This is a genomic window from Stenotrophomonas sp. CASM110 (assembly GCF_049384345.1).
GTDB lineage: Bacteria > Pseudomonadota > Gammaproteobacteria > Xanthomonadales > Xanthomonadaceae > Stenotrophomonas > Stenotrophomonas muris.
The window spans coordinates 68,472-84,106 of record NZ_JBMRGI010000018.1 but is presented as its reverse complement, the minus strand read 5'-3'; the positions used below and the strand labels follow the sequence as shown (position 1 = coordinate 84,106).

The 15,635-nt window shown below is 68.1% G+C and carries 16 protein-coding genes; 9 read left to right on the top strand and 7 right to left on the bottom strand.

What is annotated here, in order from left to right:
- The first annotated feature begins 290 nt into the window (after nucleotides 1–290).
- The gene (locus VG561_RS15840; RefSeq protein ID WP_262094075.1) at nucleotides 291–2,612 is read left to right on the top strand and encodes a DUF1631 domain-containing protein; all 2,322 of its coding nucleotides are present in this window, start codon (nucleotides 291–293) and stop codon (nucleotides 2,610–2,612) included.
- Between the two features lie 52 nt (nucleotides 2,613–2,664).
- A complete protein-coding gene (locus VG561_RS15835) occupies nucleotides 2,665–3,744 on the top strand; it encodes an NAD(P) transhydrogenase subunit alpha (protein WP_069118521.1) in 1,080 nt (359 codons plus the stop codon).
- Nucleotides 3,745–3,864: 120 nt separating this feature from the next.
- On the opposite strand, the gene VG561_RS15830 is transcribed toward VG561_RS15835, so the two are convergent.
- Genes VG561_RS15830 through VG561_RS15820 form a run of 3 tightly spaced genes read right to left on the bottom strand, consistent with a single transcriptional unit; the run spans nucleotide 3,865 to nucleotide 5,231 of the window.
- Nucleotides 3,865–4,317: a DUF3106 domain-containing protein gene (locus VG561_RS15830; protein WP_262094074.1), complete on the bottom strand. Its 453-nt coding sequence runs from the start codon at nucleotides 4,315–4,317 to the stop codon at nucleotides 3,865–3,867.
- Between the two features lie 3 nt (nucleotides 4,318–4,320).
- Nucleotides 4,321–4,650: a membrane protein gene (locus VG561_RS15825; protein ID WP_049408479.1), complete on the bottom strand. Its 330-nt coding sequence runs from the start codon at nucleotides 4,648–4,650 to the stop codon at nucleotides 4,321–4,323.
- Entirely contained in the window at nucleotides 4,647–5,231 is a 585-nt protein-coding gene (locus tag VG561_RS15820) for an RNA polymerase sigma factor (protein WP_080052964.1), read from the bottom strand. The genes VG561_RS15825 and VG561_RS15820 overlap by 4 nt, the downstream gene beginning before the upstream one ends.
- A 98-nt stretch (nucleotides 5,232–5,329) precedes the next feature.
- Between VG561_RS15820 and VG561_RS15815 the strand changes: the two genes are divergently transcribed.
- Together VG561_RS15815 and VG561_RS15810 are read left to right on the top strand one after the other, a co-directional pair.
- Nucleotides 5,330–5,650, top strand: coding sequence for an NAD(P) transhydrogenase subunit alpha (locus VG561_RS15815; protein ID WP_014646018.1), 321 nt, complete (start codon nucleotides 5,330–5,332; stop codon nucleotides 5,648–5,650).
- Complete coding sequence (locus VG561_RS15810) at nucleotides 5,647–7,107, top strand: NAD(P)(+) transhydrogenase (Re/Si-specific) subunit beta (protein WP_032956961.1); 1,461 nt, start codon at nucleotides 5,647–5,649, stop codon at nucleotides 7,105–7,107. The genes VG561_RS15815 and VG561_RS15810 overlap by 4 nt, the downstream gene beginning before the upstream one ends.
- Nucleotides 7,108–7,522: 415 nt before the next feature.
- On the opposite strand, the gene VG561_RS15805 is transcribed toward VG561_RS15810, so the two are convergent.
- Entirely contained in the window at nucleotides 7,523–7,942 is a 420-nt protein-coding gene (locus VG561_RS15805) for a hypothetical protein (RefSeq protein WP_262094071.1), read from the bottom strand.
- Nucleotides 7,943–8,064: 122 nt separating this feature from the next.
- Here VG561_RS15805 and sufT point away from each other — a divergent pair, with 122 nt between their 5' ends.
- The 3 genes from sufT to VG561_RS15790 all read left to right on the top strand — a co-directional run bounded on the left by sufT (nucleotide 8,065) and on the right by VG561_RS15790 (nucleotide 11,981).
- Nucleotides 8,065–8,616 (top strand): putative Fe-S cluster assembly protein SufT, encoded by a 552-nt coding sequence (sufT, locus tag VG561_RS15800; protein ID WP_005415385.1) that lies wholly within the window; start codon nucleotides 8,065–8,067, stop codon nucleotides 8,614–8,616.
- 59 nt (nucleotides 8,617–8,675) lie between these two features.
- Nucleotides 8,676–9,770, top strand: coding sequence for a branched-chain amino acid aminotransferase (locus tag VG561_RS15795; RefSeq protein WP_014646022.1), 1,095 nt, complete (start codon nucleotides 8,676–8,678; stop codon nucleotides 9,768–9,770).
- A 468-nt stretch (nucleotides 9,771–10,238) separates the two neighbouring features.
- Entirely contained in the window at nucleotides 10,239–11,981 is a 1,743-nt protein-coding gene (locus VG561_RS15790) for a S8 family peptidase (RefSeq protein WP_197606791.1), read from the top strand.
- 88 nt (nucleotides 11,982–12,069) lie between these two features.
- On the opposite strand, the gene VG561_RS15785 is transcribed toward VG561_RS15790, so the two are convergent.
- The 3 genes from VG561_RS15785 to wrbA all read right to left on the bottom strand — a co-directional run bounded on the left by VG561_RS15785 (nucleotide 12,070) and on the right by wrbA (nucleotide 13,560).
- Nucleotides 12,070–12,555 (bottom strand): asparaginase domain-containing protein, encoded by a 486-nt coding sequence (locus tag VG561_RS15785; RefSeq protein ID WP_010481766.1) that lies wholly within the window; start codon nucleotides 12,553–12,555, stop codon nucleotides 12,070–12,072.
- A gap of 79 nt (nucleotides 12,556–12,634) precedes the next feature.
- A complete protein-coding gene (locus VG561_RS15780; protein WP_014646024.1) occupies nucleotides 12,635–12,970 on the bottom strand; it encodes a DUF2069 domain-containing protein in 336 nt (111 codons plus the stop codon).
- Entirely contained in the window at nucleotides 12,967–13,560 is a 594-nt protein-coding gene (wrbA, locus tag VG561_RS15775; RefSeq protein ID WP_069118531.1) for an NAD(P)H:quinone oxidoreductase, read from the bottom strand. Before wrbA ends, VG561_RS15780 begins: the two co-directional genes overlap by 4 nt.
- Nucleotides 13,561–13,637: 77 nt before the next feature.
- On the opposite strand from wrbA, the gene VG561_RS15770 reads away from it, so the two are divergent.
- Both VG561_RS15770 and VG561_RS15765 read left to right on the top strand, forming a co-directional pair.
- The gene (locus tag VG561_RS15770; RefSeq protein ID WP_032956948.1) at nucleotides 13,638–14,912 is read left to right on the top strand and encodes a YihY family inner membrane protein; all 1,275 of its coding nucleotides are present in this window, start codon (nucleotides 13,638–13,640) and stop codon (nucleotides 14,910–14,912) included.
- A complete protein-coding gene (locus VG561_RS15765; protein ID WP_014646027.1) occupies nucleotides 14,909–15,484 on the top strand; it encodes a TlpA family protein disulfide reductase in 576 nt (191 codons plus the stop codon). The genes VG561_RS15770 and VG561_RS15765 overlap by 4 nt, the downstream gene beginning before the upstream one ends.
- Nucleotides 15,485–15,635 lie beyond the last annotated feature (151 nt).

Genomic DNA, 15,635 nt, shown 5'->3' with positions numbered 1-15,635 from the left:
GGTGGTCAATGACGCCGTCTGTGTCGCGTCCGGCCCCTGAATACCAAACTGTGATGAACATCATGCCACTGGCGGGAAACGGACAGCCGCTTCCCCTCGCCTCGTGGGCCTTGCACGGCTTACGATACCCCTCTTGCCGGGCCGCCGGTCATGAGGTTTGAAGTGAGGACTGTTTCACTGTCCGTGACGGGCTGGCCGGCCTACCATCGACGTTCCGGTACATGGGGTGTGCCGGTCGTCGCGATGTCCATGCTGTCTGTCGTACCAGAGAAGGTGGGGAGCCTTCCCGAATGATGAGCGTGCCCACACCGATGGGATCGCCGGGCCGTGACCCGGCCCAGCTCCAGCTTGCCCGGGACATGGTCCTGCCCGCGCTGTGCCAGGCCTTCGGGGCCGCACTGGCGCGATTCGACGATGCCCTGTTCGACCGCGCCGGCAATGCCGGCTCGTCGCAGTTGCTGTTCCTGGACGCGATGCGCGAACTGCGCCGCCGCCGTGAGGAGATCGCTGCCGCCTTCGCCGGCCACCTGCAGCAGGCGTGGGCCGCATTGGCGGCCGGTGAGCCGCTGTCGGCCGAGGCGACCCTGTCGGGGCCGGCCGAGGATGGCCTGAGCCTGCTGGCCGAACACGTACTGGAATCGCGGTTGGCGGTGCGCAATTTCGCCACTGTATTGCTGCGTGACTTCAAGCCGGTGCTGGCGCGGCTGGACCGCCGCCTGGGCCGGTTGATCGGCGGCGTGGAACTGGACGCCGACCACAATCCCATCAGCCCCGAACATCTGGGCGTGGCCATCCACGAGGCCTTTGCCGGTTGCGAACTGGCCCCGGAAGTGCATCTGGTGCTGATCAAGCTGTGCGAGCGCGACCTGCGTGCACCGGTCGGCCGCATCTACGAGAAGCTGGACGAGCAGCTGGCCGCAGCCGGCGTGATGTCGCAGATGGGGGCTCCGCAGCGCCCACAACCGCCGGCACCGGATCCGCGCATGACCGGGATGCTGGATGACCTGGTCGAGCATCGCCACGGCGCGGGCGTCGATCCGGGGTTCAGCGATGACGAGCAGGCCGCACCGGCCTGGGCGCAGCGCTTTGCCGCCCGCTGGTCCGAGCGCCGCGGGCATATGCAGCAGCACCTGGGCGGCGATGATGGCGCCGCCGGCGAGGCCTACGCCGGCCAGCAGGGCATGCTGCTGGAAGCGTTGCACGAACTGCTGCAGCAGACCCGCCATGTGCGTGAGGACGCCACGTCTGCGGCACAGGTGGCGGTCGGCCAGCAGCGCCCGCTCAGCCAGCGCGAAATGATGTCGGTGCTGTCGCTGCTGCAGGCCACGCCGAGCGCGACGCTGCGTGCAGCCATCGGCGAGGACGGCGAATCGCTGGCGCAGCGGCTGAAGAGCGAAGTGCTGTCCAGCGCCACCCAGCTCGGCGTCGATCCGGGCCAGACCCGGCTGGACCCGCAGGATGAGGATGCCATCGACCTGGTCGGCATGCTGTTCGACGTGATGCTGGACGAGCGTGAACTGGAAGGCCGCTCGCGCGAACTGATCGGCCGCCTGGTCGTGCCTTTCGTCAAGGTCGCCATGCTCGACCGCCGCATGTTCGTGCAGAAGACCCATCCGGCGCGAAAGCTGCTCAATTCGCTGGCCGAGGCCTGTGAGGGCAACACCGGCGAGAGCCAGGCCGAGCGCATGCTGATGGCCAAGGTCGAGGAGATCATCGAGCGCCTGGTGGCCGAGTTCAACGAGAACCTGGCGATCTTCCTGACCCTGGAAGAAGAATTCCGCGAGTTCCTGGTGCAGCATCGCCGCCGCGTGGAAATCGCCGAGCGTCGCGCCGCAGAAACGCAGCGCGGCCAGGAAAAGCTGGAAATGGCCCGCAGCCGGGCCGGTGCGGAACTGGATCGTCGCATCGGTGATGCCACCCTTCCGCCGGCCATTGCCGAGTTCCTGCGCCAGCCCTGGCAGCACCACCTGACCCTGGCGCTGCTGCGCGAGGGCGAAGAAGGCGCGTCGGTGGCCGAGGCACTGAGCCTCGGCGACGGCCTGCTGGAGGAAGTGGCCGAGGCACGCCGGCAGATTGTCGGCAAGCCATGGCTGCAGGCCTGGCAGCCGGTGCTGGCCAAGGTGTTTGCCAGCGTCGGTGTGCACGGCGATGCGGCTACCGGTGCGATCGACGCCCTGCACGACACGTTGCAGGGCATCGCCGAGTCGCGGCCGGAACTGCAGCGCGCGCTGCCCGAGCTGCCGCAGGTCGCGCTGCCGGCACCGCCGGTGGCCGAATCGCCAGCGGTGGAACTCAGCGGGCAGATCGATGCCGACGATTTCGACAACGCCGATGCCGACCGCTTCCGACGCATGGAAATCGGCAACTGGTTGGACTTCGTCGACAAGGACGGCAAGGTCCAGGCGGGCAAGCTGTCCTGGGTCAGCCCGATTTCCTCGCGCCTGCTGTTCGTCAACCGTCGCGGCGTGCGCTTCTGCGTGGCCTCGCCAGAAGAGCTGGCGGTGATGGTGCGGCTCGGCCGCCTGCGTGCCCACGTTGACGATGGCGCCTTCGACAGCGCCATGCAGGGCGTGATCGACCGCCTCGACCCGGGCAGCACCACCCTGCACTGAGTGCTGGCTGCCTGCTAGGATCGGGAAAACTCACCGATCAGCGGGGACCTGCATGGCCGTGGCGTTGCTGGGGATCAAGGAGACCGCGCCGGGTGAACGGCGCGTGGCGTTGACACCGGAAACCGCGCGCAAGCTCGGTGCCCTCGGCATTACGGTCTGGTACGAGGCCGGCGCCGGGCTGGCCGCCGGCTTCACCGATGCCGCCTATGACGACGCCGGCGCACGTGTCTTCGACGCGGGCCGCTGGGCCGAGATCGATATCCTGCTGTGCGTGCAGGCACCTCCTGCGACGGTGCTGGAGCAGCTCAGGCCCGGTGCCAGCGTGGTTGGCCTGCTGGCACCGGCCAACGATCCGGCGCTGGCCGCGCTGGCGGCCGATGATCGCCTGCAGCTGTTCCCGCTGCAGCAGCTGCCGCGAACCACCCGCGCGCAGGCGATGGATGTACTCAGTTCGCAGGCCGGCATGGCCGGCTACAAGGCAGCGCTGATTGCCGCCGAACGCGCGCCGCGCTTCTTCCCGATGCTGACCACCGCCGCTGGCACCGTGCGGCCGGCCAAGGTGCTGGTGATCGGTGCCGGCGTGGCGGGCCTGCAGGCCATCGCCACCGCGCGGCGCCTCGGTGCACAGGTGGAAGGTTTCGATGTGCGCCCGGAAACCCGCGAGCAGATCCAGTCACTGGGTGCGCGCTTCCTCGATCTTGGCGTGAGCGCGACCGGTGAAGGCGGCTACGCGCGTGCGTTGACCGACGAGGAGCGCGCCGAGCAGCAGCGTCGGCTGGCCGACCACCTGCGCAGCGTGGACGTGGTGATCTGCACGGCTGCCGTACCCGGTCGGCCGGCGCCGACCATCGTGACCGCCGCGATGGTGGAGGGCATGGCCACCGGCAGCGTCATTGTCGATCTGGCGGCCGAGAGCGGCGGCAACTGTGCACTGACCCAGCCGGGGCACTGCATCGAACACCAGGGCGTGACCATCGATGGTCCGCTGGGCCTGGCCAGTCGCGGCGCGACCCAGGCCAGTGAGATGTATGCGCGCAACCTGCTCAACTTCGTTGCGCTGTTCGTGCGCGAGGGGCGGCTCGGTTTCGACTGGGACGACGAGCTGCTGGCAAAGACGCGCTGGCAGGCATGAATGACGTGGGGTCAGATCCCTTTGCCTCTGGCAAAGGGATCTGACCCCGATCTCCCGCAATCTGCCAGGGGTCGGATCCCTTTGCGTCAGCAAAGGGCTCTGACCCCGTTCCCCGGGGCCTTACCGCGGCTTCGCCGGCGGCGGGTTGTCGCGCACCCAGTGCCGACGCTGCTCCGGCGTCATCTGCGACCAGCGCTCGCGCAGCGCGTCGCGCTGTGCCGGCGGCATGTTGCGCATCTGCCCGAACAGGGCGCGTGCCTGTTCACGCTGTTCCGGGCTCATGTGCTCGAAGCGGCGCAGGCCGCGGCGGGCCTTGTCGCGCTCCTCCGGGCTCATCGATTGCCAGCGCTGGCCGTGCGAGAGCATGCGCTGGCGCTGGCCGGCATCAGCGCTGTTCCAACGGTCGCGCAGCGGCGCCAGCAGGGACTCTCGCTGGGATTCGCTCAATTGCTCCCACGCAGGCAATGGCGCGACCGGTGCGGCAGGGGCGGGCGTGGCGTTCTGCGCCAGCGCCGGAACGGCCGGCAGCAGCGCCAGGGTCAACAGCAGTGGCAGGGCAAGCAGTCGGGACATGATTTACTCCATCGCCAGGTCGGTATCGCCCAGCCACAGGTACAGATCGGGATTCTCGTCGTAGAGCGCGCCGTTGTCTTCCACTGAAGCAAGCACGGGGTCCGGCGGCGGACCCGCAAGCGTGCCATGGCCGGTGAACTGCAGGCCAATGCCCAGTGCAACCACCAGTGAGCAGGCGCTGGCCAGCCACCAGCGCCAGCGCCCACGATGGGGGGTGGCCGTGGCGCCGTGGCGAGCTTGGCGCAGCCGGGCCAGCGTTGCCGGCGACAGCGCCTGCAGCGACTGCGCGTGCAGGCGGCGCAGGGTGTCATCGGAAGGCAGGGAGCGGTTCACGGGTGGGTCTCCAGGTAGTCCTGCAGCGCCTGCCGGGCGCGTGCCAGATGGGTTTTTACCGCGCCTTCGCTGCAGCCCATGGCGCGGGCGGTGGTGGCCCCGTCCAGGTCCTGCAGCACGCGCAGGGTGAAGGCCTCGCGCTGGCGGGCGGGCAGGGTGCGCAACGCGTCCACCAGCTGCTGGTACTGCTGGCGCTGCTCATGTGCCTGTGCCGGGTCCGGGCCGGGATCGGCCCAGTCGATCTCGCCGCCTTCCGCGTCCTGGTTGTCGCGCCAGAACGGCAGGCGGAAGCGGCGCCGCCGCTGCAGGTCGATCACCCGGCGGCGCAGGATGCTCCAGAACAGCGGCGCCCATTCGGCGGCCGGCTTGTCGGTGTAATCCAGCATGCGCAGCAGCGCGTCCTGCACCGCATCCATGGCGTCTTCGCGCTGGCGCAGGCCGGCCTCGGCGAAGCGGAACGCACGCGGGCCGACGCTGGCCAGGAATGCCTCCAGCGATGCCGGCAGGGCATCGGTCTCGGCGCTCGGGGGGGCGGGGCTGCTCACCAGCACAGGGTACGGTTCCTCGCTCGGGGTCACCATCGACAACGCGTGAGCGGCGCTCCGGTTGACGCCGGGTGCGCGCCGGGTTCAGCCCATGGTTATGATGGGCCGACGAAGACAGAGCAGGAGCGTTGCCGGTGAGTGACGGGTTCGTAGCGCTGTACATCTTCATGCTGGCAGCCATCGCCGGCCACGTGATCATTTCGCGGGTGCCGGTGATCCTGCATACCCCGCTGATGTCGGGCTCCAACTTCATCCACGGCATCGTGCTGATCGGCGCGATGGTGGTACTGGGGCATGCGCAGACGCCGCTGGAGAAGGCACTGGGCTTCCTGGCCGTGGTGCTCGGCGCCGGCAATGCCGCCGGTGGCTACGTGGTCACCGCGCGCATGCTGGAAATGTTCAAGCCGAGCGCGCCCAGGGGCGGCAAGGACGAACCGAAGGAGCCGCAGGCTTGAACATCAGCACCGTCGAACTGCTCGACTGGCTGGTCAAGGCCAGCTACCTGGTCGCCGCCACGCTGTTCCTGCTCGGCCTGCAGCGCATGGCCTCGCCGCTGACCGCGCGCAGCGGCATCCGCTGGGCCGGGCTGGGCATGCTGCTGGCCACCGCGGCCACCTTCTTCCTGCCCGAACTGCACAACGTGCCGTTGATCCTGGTGGCACTGCTGCTGGGTGCAGGCCTGGCCTGGTGGTCGGCCGGCAAGGTTGCCATCACCGACATGCCGCAGATGGTGGCGCTGTACAACGGCATGGGTGGTGGCTCGGCGGCGGCGATCGGTGCGGTGGAACTGCTGCGCTATGCCTTCCTGGCCCACCGCGATACCAGCCACTGGAGCGCGCAGGCGCTGGCCGACCTGGCCGCGCGCCAGCCGTCCGGCACGATGCTGCTGCTGGCGGTGGTCGGCGCGGCGATCGGCGCGGTGTCGCTGTCCGGCTCGGTGATCGCGTGGGCCAAGCTGGATGGACGCCTGGACAAGCGCGTGACCTGGCCCGGCCAGCAGGTGATGAACCTGCTGGTGGCGCTGGCGGTGGTGGTGCTGGCGATCATCGCGGCCAGTACGCTCAGTGCCTGGGCGATCGTTGCCTTCTTCGTGCTGGCACTGGCGCTGGGCGTGCTGATGACGCTGCCGATCGGCGGTGCCGACATGCCGGTGGTGATCTCGCTGTACAACGCGTTCACCGGCCTGGCAGTGTCGTTCGAAGGTTATGTGCTGGGCAACGAGGCGCTGATCATCGCCGGCATGATGGTCGGCGCGGCCGGCATCCTGCTGACCCGGCTGATGGCCAAGGCGATGAACCGGCCGATCCGCAACGTGCTGTTCTCCAACTTCGGCGGCGGTGCTGGTGGCGAAGCGCAGGCGATCAGCGGCGCGCAGAAGCCGATCGAAGCCCCGGATGTCGCGGCGATGATGGCCTACGCCGAACGCGTGGTGATCGTGCCTGGATACGGCATGGCCGTGGCCCAGGCCCAGCACAAGATCTGGGAACTGGCGCAGCGGCTGGGCCAGCGCGGGGTGAAGGTGAAGTTCGCCATCCACCCGGTCGCCGGGCGCATGCCCGGGCACATGAACGTACTGCTGGCCGAAGCGGGCGTGCCCTACGACCTGATCGCCGACATGGATGACATCAATCCGGAGTTCACCAACACCGACGTGGTACTGGTGATCGGTGCCAACGACGTGGTCAATCCGGTCGCGCGTACTGATCCGGCCAGCCCGATCTACGGCATGCCGGTGCTGGACGTGGTCAACGCGCGCAACGTGGTGGTGATCAAGCGCGGCAAGGGCACCGGCTTCGCCGGTATCGAGAATGCGCTGTTCTACGCTGACAATACCCGCATGCTCTATGGCGACGGCGCCGAAGCGGCCGCCTCGCTGGTGAGCGAGCTGAAGGCGCTCGACGGCGGGCATTGAAGACCGGGGTCGGATCCCTTTCCGCAGGACAGGGCTCTGCCCCCTTTGCCGGCCAGCGGCCGGCACTACCGGATCCGCGCGTGGCGGCTGCATCTGGTAGGTGCGGACCTGGGGCCGCGCGCTTTTGCCGGCCAGCGGCCGGCACTACCGGATCCGCGCGTGATGGTTGCATCTGGTAGGTGCGGGCCTTGGTCCGCACGCTTTTGCCGGCCAGCGGCCGGCACTACCGGATCCGCGCGTGGTGGTTGCATCTGGTAGTGCGGACCTGGGGCCGCACGCTTTTGCCGGCCAGCGGCCGGCACTACCGGATCCGCGCGTGGTGGTTGCATCTGGTAGTGCGGACCTGGGGCCGCGCGCTTTTGCCGGCCAGCGGCCGGCACTAACCCCCATCCGCGCGTGGCGTGGATCTACGCGCTCAGCGCGCCAGCCAGGCGCCGACGACCACGGCCACGGCCAGCCACAGCCATTCCATCGCGCCATTGGCCAGGGTGATCAGGGTCCAGGCCAGGTGCGGGCCCATCCGCATGGTGGCGTCCCACAGGTCCAGACCGATCGAGCCGCCCATCCAGGCGCTGGCGATGGCCCAGTTGGCCACGGCGGCCACCAGCAGAGTGCCGAGCACGACCAGGGCGATGCGCAACCGGCCCGGGCCCAGTGTGCCCAGGCGCAGCATGAACACCAGTTCCAGGGCGGACACTACCGCCATCCAGCCGACCTGTCGGCCGGTCATCAGCGCCAGGACCATCCAGGCGAGGGGAGCAACAAGCAGACCCAGCAACAGCATGAGGGACCAGAGCCAGGTGACGGTCCTGGCACGCGTGGCAATGGAGGACATCGAAGCTCCCTGAAGATCACCCACAGGATACTGTGGTTTGCCGCAGTGCACCGGCGGTGCCGGGGCGGCTGGGCTAGAATGCCGTCTTGCGTGGCCCCGGCCACGGCCCCATATCGGTCCCCATGTATTCCCGTAGCAGCGAACCTGTCCACTTCGAACGCGATTGCGAGGCCGTGATGGTCCCGCAGGGCGATACCGTGACCCTGCCTGCCGGCAGCTATGGGTACATCACCCAGGCGCTGGGCGGCAGCTATTCGGTGTTCGTCGAGGGCAACCTGTTCCGCATCGCCGGCAAGGACGGCGACGCCATCGGCAAGGAGGCGCCGGCACCGCTTGAGCTGCCGGCCGACGCCACCGATGAGCAGGTGGAACAACTGGTGTGGCAGCAGCTGCGCACCTGCTTCGACCCGGAGATTCCGGTCAACATCGTTGAACTGGGCCTGGTCTATGAAGTCGAGATCAAGCATCTGGACGAAGGCAAGCGCGAGATCGACGTGAAGATGACCCTGACCGCACCGGGCTGTGGCATGGGCGAGATCCTGGTCGACGACGTGCGCAGCAAGCTTGAAATGATCCCGACGGTGGCCGAGGCCGACGTCGACCTGGTGTTCGACCCGCCGTGGAACCAGCACATGATGTCCGAGGCGGCGCGGCTCGAGACCGGCATGCTTTGACCCAGGGCCCGCAGTGACGCGGGCCCGGCACTACCCGCAACCAGAACAGGAATCCTCCGGTGTCCCAGTCCATTCCCAGCTTCGCCGTCACCCGTTCGGACCACCCGCGCAGCGCTGAAGAGCGCGCCAAGATCCTGGAGAAGCCGGGCTTCGGCCTGCACTTCACCGATCACATGGTGGAAGTGCGCTGGGACAAGGATGCCGGCTGGCACAACGCCAGCGTGCGTGCCTACGGCCCGCTGCAGCTGGACCCGGCTGCGGCCGTGCTGCACTACGGCCAGGAGATCTTCGAAGGCATCAAGGCCTACCGCCATGCTGACGGCTCGATCTGGACCTTCCGCCCGGATGCCAACGGCCGTCGCCTGCAGCGTTCGGCGCAGCGCCTGGCGCTGCCGGAACTGCCGGTGGAGATCTTCGTCGAATCGCTGAAGCAGCTGATCGCCGTCGACAGCGAGTGGGTGCCGTCGGCCGACGAGTCGAGCCTGTACTTCCGCCCGTTCATGATCGGCGACGAAGCCTTCCTCGGCGTGCGCGGCGCGCACAAGGCCGGCTACTACGTCATCGCCAGCCCGGCCGGCCCGTACTTCGCCAAGGGCGTGGCCCCGGTGTCGATCTGGCTGTCCACCGAATACGCGCGCGCGGCCAAGGGCGGCACCGGCGCCGCCAAGTGCGGTGGCAACTACGCCGCCTCGCTGCTGCCGCAGCAGAAGGCGCAGGCGCAGGGCTGCTCGCAGGTGCTGTTCCTGGACCCGGTCGAAGGCAAGTACCTGGAAGAACTGGGCGGCATGAACGTGTTCCTGGTCTACAAGGACGGCACGCTGGTCACCCCGGAACTGTCCGGCAGCATCCTCGAGGGCATCACCCGCGAGAGCATCCTGCAGCTGGCGCGCGACCGTGGCATGAAGGTCGAAGAGCGCAAGGTCAGCATCGACGAGTGGAAGGACGGCGTGGCCTCCGGTGCGATCAGCGAAGTGTTTGCCTGTGGCACTGCGGCGGTGGTCACCCCGATCGGCCAGCTGAAGGGCGAGGGTTTCTCGGTGGGCGACATCAACGCGCCGGCCGGCGAAGTGACCATGTCGCTGCGCAAGGAACTGACCGACATCCAGTACGGCCGCCTGCCGGACCGGCACAACTGGCTGGTCAAGCTGGGCTGATCGCTCACGCTGAACTGTAGAGCCGAGCCCACGCCCGGCTGCGTTTCTGGAAAGCCCGTCCCTGTGACGGGCTTTCTGCGTTGTGGACAGGTGGGTGGGGTCAGATCCTTTTCCGTGGGAAAAGGGATCTGACCCCGGCTCCGACCCCGAATCGGCGGATGCCGATGTCGGCAAAGTCATCGCAGGACAGGTGATGACCCAGTCAGGTGTGTGCAGAAGATGAGAAAGTTCCTTCACCTTCACAAACCCTCGACCCGGGAAGTCTCAGAACGAACATTTCATCTTGCTGAAAAGACGCTGAAAATCTTGTGGTGTCCGGTTCTGGCCATTAGCGTCGTCTGCACGGCGGATCGTTAGGGGGATCCGCTGACTCGCCGGACTTCGAACCTCGCCAACGCAAGCCAGCCCAGGGTTCGGGCCGGTGCTTCTGCCGATTCCGGCATTCACACCACTAGAAAGGGAAATACGATGTCCCAGGTAACGCAACCGCGTGTGCGTCGAGTGTGGGTGGTCCTTGGTGCGTCCGTTCTGTCATCGCTGCTGCTGGCCACGCCTGCGCTGGCCGGTGACGTCCAGCTCAGCGGCCTGCAGTCCGCGCCGACGCACCAGCGCTTCATCGTGAAGTACCGCGACGGCAGTGCGCCGGTGGCCAACACCACCGCACTGGCCTCTTCGCTGAAGAGTGCCGCCGCCGGCCTGGCCAGCAGCCAGGGCCGTGCGCTGGGCCTGCAGCAGGTCCGCAAGCTGGCCGTCGGCCCGACCCTGGTCAGGACCGACCGCCCGCTTGACCAGGCTGAATCCGAGCTGCTGATGCGCAAGCTGGCCGCCGACCCGAACGTGGAATACGTCGAAGTCGACCAGATCATGCGCGCGACGCTGACCCCGAATGACACCCGCTTCAGCGAACAGTGGGGCTTTGGTACCTCCAACGCGTCGATCAACGTGCGGCCGGCCTGGGACAAGGCCACCGGCACCGGCGTGGTGGTGGCCGTGATCGATACCGGCATCACCAACCATCCCGATCTCAACGCCAACATCCTGCCCGGCTATGACTTCATCAGCGATGCCGCGATGGCGCGCGATGGCGGTGGCCGCGACAGCAACCCGAACGACGAGGGCGACTGGTATGGCGCCAACGAGTGCGGCTCGGGCATCCCGGCGTCCAACTCCAGCTGGCACGGCACCCACGTCGCCGGCACCGTGGCGGCGGTGACCAACAACAGCACCGGCGTGGCCGGCACGGCGTTCAACGCCAAGGTCGTCCCGGTGCGCGTGCTCGGCAAGTGCGGCGGCTATACCTCCGACATCGCCGATGCGATCGTGTGGGCCTCCGGCGGCACCGTCAGTGGCGTGCCGGCCAATGCCAATCCGGCGGAAGTCATCAACATGTCGCTGGGCGGCGGCGGCACCTGCTCGGCCACCTACCAGAACGCGATCAACGGCGCGGTCAGCCGCGGCACCACCGTGGTGGTCGCCGCCGGCAACAGCAACACCAACGTGTCCTCGTCGGTGCCGGCCAACTGCGCGAACGTGATCGCGGTGGCGGCCACGACCTCGGCCGGTGCGCGTGCCAGCTTCTCCAACTATGGTGCCGGCATCGACATTTCCGGCCCGGGCCAGAGCATCCTGTCCACCCTCAACACCGGCACCACCACGCCGGGCAGCGCCAGCTACGCGTCCTACAACGGCACCTCGATGGCGGCGCCGCATGTGGCCGGTGTGGTGGCCCTGATGCAGTCGGTGGCGCCGAGCCCGCTGAGCCCGGCACAGGTCGAGAGCATCATCAAGAGCACCGCACGCCCGCTGCCGGGCGCCTGCTCGGGGGGCTGCGGCGCCGGCATCGTCGACGCCAACGCGGCGGTCACCGCAGCGATCAACGGCGGTGGCAACCCGAACCCGGGTGGCAACGTGCTGCAGAACAATGTGCCGGTGACCGGCCTGGGCGCCGCGACCGGTGCCGAGCTGAACTACACCGTCGCCGTCCCGGCCGGCAGCACCCAGCTGCGCGTGGCAATCAGTGGCGGCAGCGGTGATGCCGACCTGTACGTGCGCCAGGGCAGTGCCCCGACCGATACCACCTACACCTGCCGTCCGTATCTGAGCGGCAACAGCGAGACCTGCACCATCAACAGCCCTGCCGCCGGCACCTGGTATGTGCGGGTGAAGGCGTACAGCACCTTCTCGGGCCTGACCCTCAGCGCCCAGTACTGAGCCCAAGTCCCTCTCCAAGGGCACGCCCTGGCTTCGGCCGGGGCGTTTTTGTCCGGGTGGGTGCCGACCTCGGCCGGCACGCTGTTCCTCAGACCGACTCGAAACGGTTCGCCGCCACGTTCTTGCGCACATGCTGCGGGTCGAAGATCCGCCCGTTCATCGCGATGTACACGCCGCTCGGCAGCGACTGCACCGCGCCGATCGCACAACCGATGTTGAACTCCGCATCCGAGCCGCGGAAGCGTGCCGGGCTCAGCGCACCGGTCATCACGATGGTCTTGTCCGGGATCGTCGCCAGCACCTTGCCTGTCTGCACCATCGAATCGGTGCCGTGGGTCACCAGCACGTGCCGGGTGGGCTGCGCGGCGATGGTGGCGCGGATCAGCTCGCGGTCTTCGTCGTTGATGTGCAGCGAATCCTTGCGCAGGATCGGAATCACGTTGAAGCGGAACGTCACGCCCAGCTCGCGCAGGATCATGCCGATCTGCGGATCGCCGATCTGGTAGTCCGACTTGTCGTCGAAGTAGATCTTGTCGATCGTGCCACCGGTGGTGACGACCAGGAGCTCTTCCATCATGTGCATGCGCGAAACCAGGACAGGGACTGCGGCGCGGGGCCAGGAATGCAGATGATAAGGCCCTGGGCGCGCAGCGTCAGCGCCGCTTGCCGAAGCGGGCGCGCAGGCCGGGCAGGCTGGCGCTGAAGATCACCAGCAGCGCCAGCGCGATCTCGATCAGCGCCAGCCAGCGCGTCTCCGGGTGGCTCCAGGCGCTCATCACGCCGTGGCTGAACCAGCCCAGCGCCAGCACCGAGGCCCAGAAGCCGGCCTTGCGCCAGCCCAGGCGCACGGCGATGGCCAGCGCCAGCGGTGGCGCGGTGAACACCAGCTGGGTGGCCAGCCAGTGCCTGTCATTGATGAACCAGCCTGCGAACAGCGCGGCCAGCCCCATCAGGGCCAACAGCAGGACCGTGCGCGGCGCGCGGTTCATCGGGCCAACCGCTGCGCGATGTCGGCCACCCGGCGCCCCAGCGCGCGCGCCAGCACCGCTTCGTCGTCGGTCGGCTGCGGATCGTCGGCGGCACCGGCCACGTGGCTGGCGCCATAGGGCGTGCCGCCACTGATGGTGTGGCTCAGCGCCGGTTCGGTGAACGGGATGCCGACGATCACGCAGCCGTGGTGCAGCAGTGGCACCTGCATCGACAGCAGGGTCGATTCCTGGCCGCCGTGCATCGAGGCGGTGGACGTGAACACGCCGGCCGGCTTGCCGGACAGGGTGCCATTGACCCATTCGGCGCCCAGCCCATCCAGGAAGTGCTTGACCGGCGCGGCCATGTTGCCGAAGCGGGTGGGGCTGCCGAGCAGCAGGCCCTGGCAGTCGACCAGGTCCTGCACGCTCACGTAGGGGGCGCCATCGTCGGGTACCGGTGGCTGCGCGGTCTGGGTCACGGCGGCCACCGGCGGCACCGTGCGCAGGCGCGCGGTCATGCCCGGCACTTCGCCGATGCCCCGCGCGATCTGGCGCGCCAGCCGTGCCACCGAACCGCCCCGGCTGTAGTACAGCACCAGAATCTCGCCCATCGTGCCCGCTTCTCCTCGTCGTGTGGCTACCAGTATGGCTATCCTGCCAGCATTCCGCATCGGGTACCCTTCCACCGATGGAACCTTTGGATACGCTCAACCTGTGGATGGAGCGCGCGCGGGATCGCGCACGGGCCATCAGTTTCGGCCGCTTCCTGTGGCATCGCTTCCTCGACGACCGCCTGTTCCAGGCAGCGGCGGCGCTGGCCTACACCACGGTGTTCGCGCTGGTACCGCTGGCGATCGTGGTATTCGGTGTGCTGTCGGCCTTCCCCGTCTTCGACCGCTGGAGCGATCAGCTCAGCGACTACGTATTCTCCAACTTCGTGCCCTCCGCGGCGCGTGCGGCCGAGGGCTACCTGCGGCAGTTCTCGGCCAGTGCCGGCCAGCTGACGGCGGCCGGCTTCATCGCACTGGTGGCCTCACTGCTGATCACGCTCAACAGTGTGGAAGAGACCTTCAACCAGATCTGGCGGGTTGGCTCGACCCGGCCCAAGCTGACCCGCTTCCTGGTCTACTGGACCGTGCTGACCTTGGGCGCGATGCTCGCCGCCGCATCGCTTGCGGTATCGGCGCGGGTGTTCGCGATGCCGTTGTTCGGTACCCAGGAGGGCCGTTGGTTGGCCGAGCTGGCGCTGCGGCTGGCGCCGATCCTGATCGAGTTCGTCTGCATCACGCTGATGTTCCGGGTGGTGCCGCACCACACGGTGAAATGGCGGCATGCCGTGCCCGGCGCGATCCTGGCGGCGGTCATCCTGGAACTGGTGAAGTGGGGCATCGGTGCCTATCTGGGCAGCTTCCAGTCCTACCAGAAACTGTATGGCACGGTGGCGTTCGTGCCGATCCTGCTGCTGTGGATCTACCTGTGCTGGGTGGCGGTGCTGCTGGGGGCGTCGCTGGCTTCTTCGATGGCCGCCTTCCGCTACCAGCCGGTGGAACTGCGCCTGCCGCAGGGGTATGAGTTCTATGGACTGCTGCGCCTGCTTGGCCGCTTCCAGCATGCACGGGCCAAGGGCAAGGGCCTGGCCGATGACGAGATCCTGCGGCTGGAGCCGATGCTGACCGATTCACTGCTGCAGGACCTGATCTGCAACCTGCAGGAGATCGACCTGCTGCGCCGCGACGAGCGGGGCGAGTGGCTGCTGTCGCGTGACCTGGACCAGGTCAGCCTGGCCGATCTGTACGAATGCACCCAGCTGCGCATCCCGGTGGCCGAGCAGCACCTGCCGTACCGTGATGACAGCCTGGGCCGTGCCGCACTGGCGGCGCTGGACGATCTGCGGCTGCCCCTGCGCGAGCGCCTGAAGCGCAAGGTCAGTGATATCTATACCGACTCTGGAGACATGCCATGACCCGCAAGACGCCGTTGCCGCTGCTGCTCCCGTTGACCCTGCTGCTGGCCCTGGCGGCCTGCAAGCCGGCCCAGGAGCCGACACCGGCCAGCAGCCAGCCGCCGGCACAGGCGCCGACGCCGACCACTCCGGCACCGGTCGATGAAACCCCGGCCGAGCGCACCACTGCCGAATTCCCGACCTTGAAGATGAAGGCGGTGGATGGCAGCGACTACGATCTGGCCGCGCATCGTGGCAAGTGGGTGGTGGTGAACTTCTGGGCGACCTGGTGCGCCCCGTGCCGCAAGGAGATGCCCGAGCTGTCGGCGCTGCATGCGATGCGCAGCAACATCGAGGTGGTCGGCCTGGCCTACGAGGACATCGAAGTGCCGGAAATGCAGTCGTTCCTGACCAAGCATCCGGTGACCTATCCGATCGTGATCGTGGACCCGTTCGATCCGCCGGCCGACTTCGCCACGCCGCGAGGCCTGCCGTTGACGCATCTGCTGGATCCGCAGGGCAAGCTGGCCCACACCTTCCTTGGCCCGGTGACCGCCGCCGACATCGAAAAGCAGATCGCGGCCGCCAAGTAGTGGGTGGGTCGGCAGGGCCTGCGGCCCTGCACCTCGGTACGCGCCATCGCATGCGCGCTGCCGCTCCCACGCTTCGCTGCGCGAACCGCGGGCCCCATTTACCAACACCCAAACCCCCGCCGCTTCGCGGCCGCCCCCTGACTCAGGGGGC

Excerpts from the sequence above, each read along its gene's own strand:
- sufT (WP_005415385.1), top strand. The coding sequence starts at position 8,065 with ATGTATTCCCGTAGCAGCGAACCTGTCCACTTCGAACGCGATTGCGAG.
- VG561_RS15840 (WP_262094075.1), top strand. The coding sequence starts at position 291 with ATGATGAGCGTGCCCACACCGATGGGATCGCCGGGCCGTGACCCGGCC.
- wrbA (WP_069118531.1), bottom strand. The coding sequence starts at position 13,560 with ATGGGCGAGATTCTGGTGCTGTACTACAGCCGGGGCGGTTCGGTGGCA.
- VG561_RS15820 (WP_080052964.1), bottom strand. The coding sequence starts at position 5,231 with ATGGTGACCCCGAGCGAGGAACCGTACCCTGTGCTGGTGAGCAGCCCC.
- VG561_RS15830 (WP_262094074.1), bottom strand. The coding sequence starts at position 4,317 with ATGTCCCGACTGCTTGCCCTGCCACTGCTGTTGACCCTGGCGCTGCTG.
- VG561_RS15785 (WP_010481766.1), bottom strand. The coding sequence starts at position 12,555 with ATGGAAGAGCTCCTGGTCGTCACCACCGGTGGCACGATCGACAAGATC.
- VG561_RS15790 (WP_197606791.1), top strand. The coding sequence starts at position 10,239 with ATGTCCCAGGTAACGCAACCGCGTGTGCGTCGAGTGTGGGTGGTCCTT.
- VG561_RS15805 (WP_262094071.1), bottom strand. The coding sequence starts at position 7,942 with ATGTCCTCCATTGCCACGCGTGCCAGGACCGTCACCTGGCTCTGGTCC.
- VG561_RS15780 (WP_014646024.1), bottom strand. The coding sequence starts at position 12,970 with ATGAACCGCGCGCCGCGCACGGTCCTGCTGTTGGCCCTGATGGGGCTG.
- VG561_RS15770 (WP_032956948.1), top strand. The coding sequence starts at position 13,638 with ATGGAACCTTTGGATACGCTCAACCTGTGGATGGAGCGCGCGCGGGAT.
- VG561_RS15765 (WP_014646027.1), top strand. The coding sequence starts at position 14,909 with ATGACCCGCAAGACGCCGTTGCCGCTGCTGCTCCCGTTGACCCTGCTG.
- VG561_RS15835 (WP_069118521.1), top strand. The coding sequence starts at position 2,665 with ATGGCCGTGGCGTTGCTGGGGATCAAGGAGACCGCGCCGGGTGAACGG.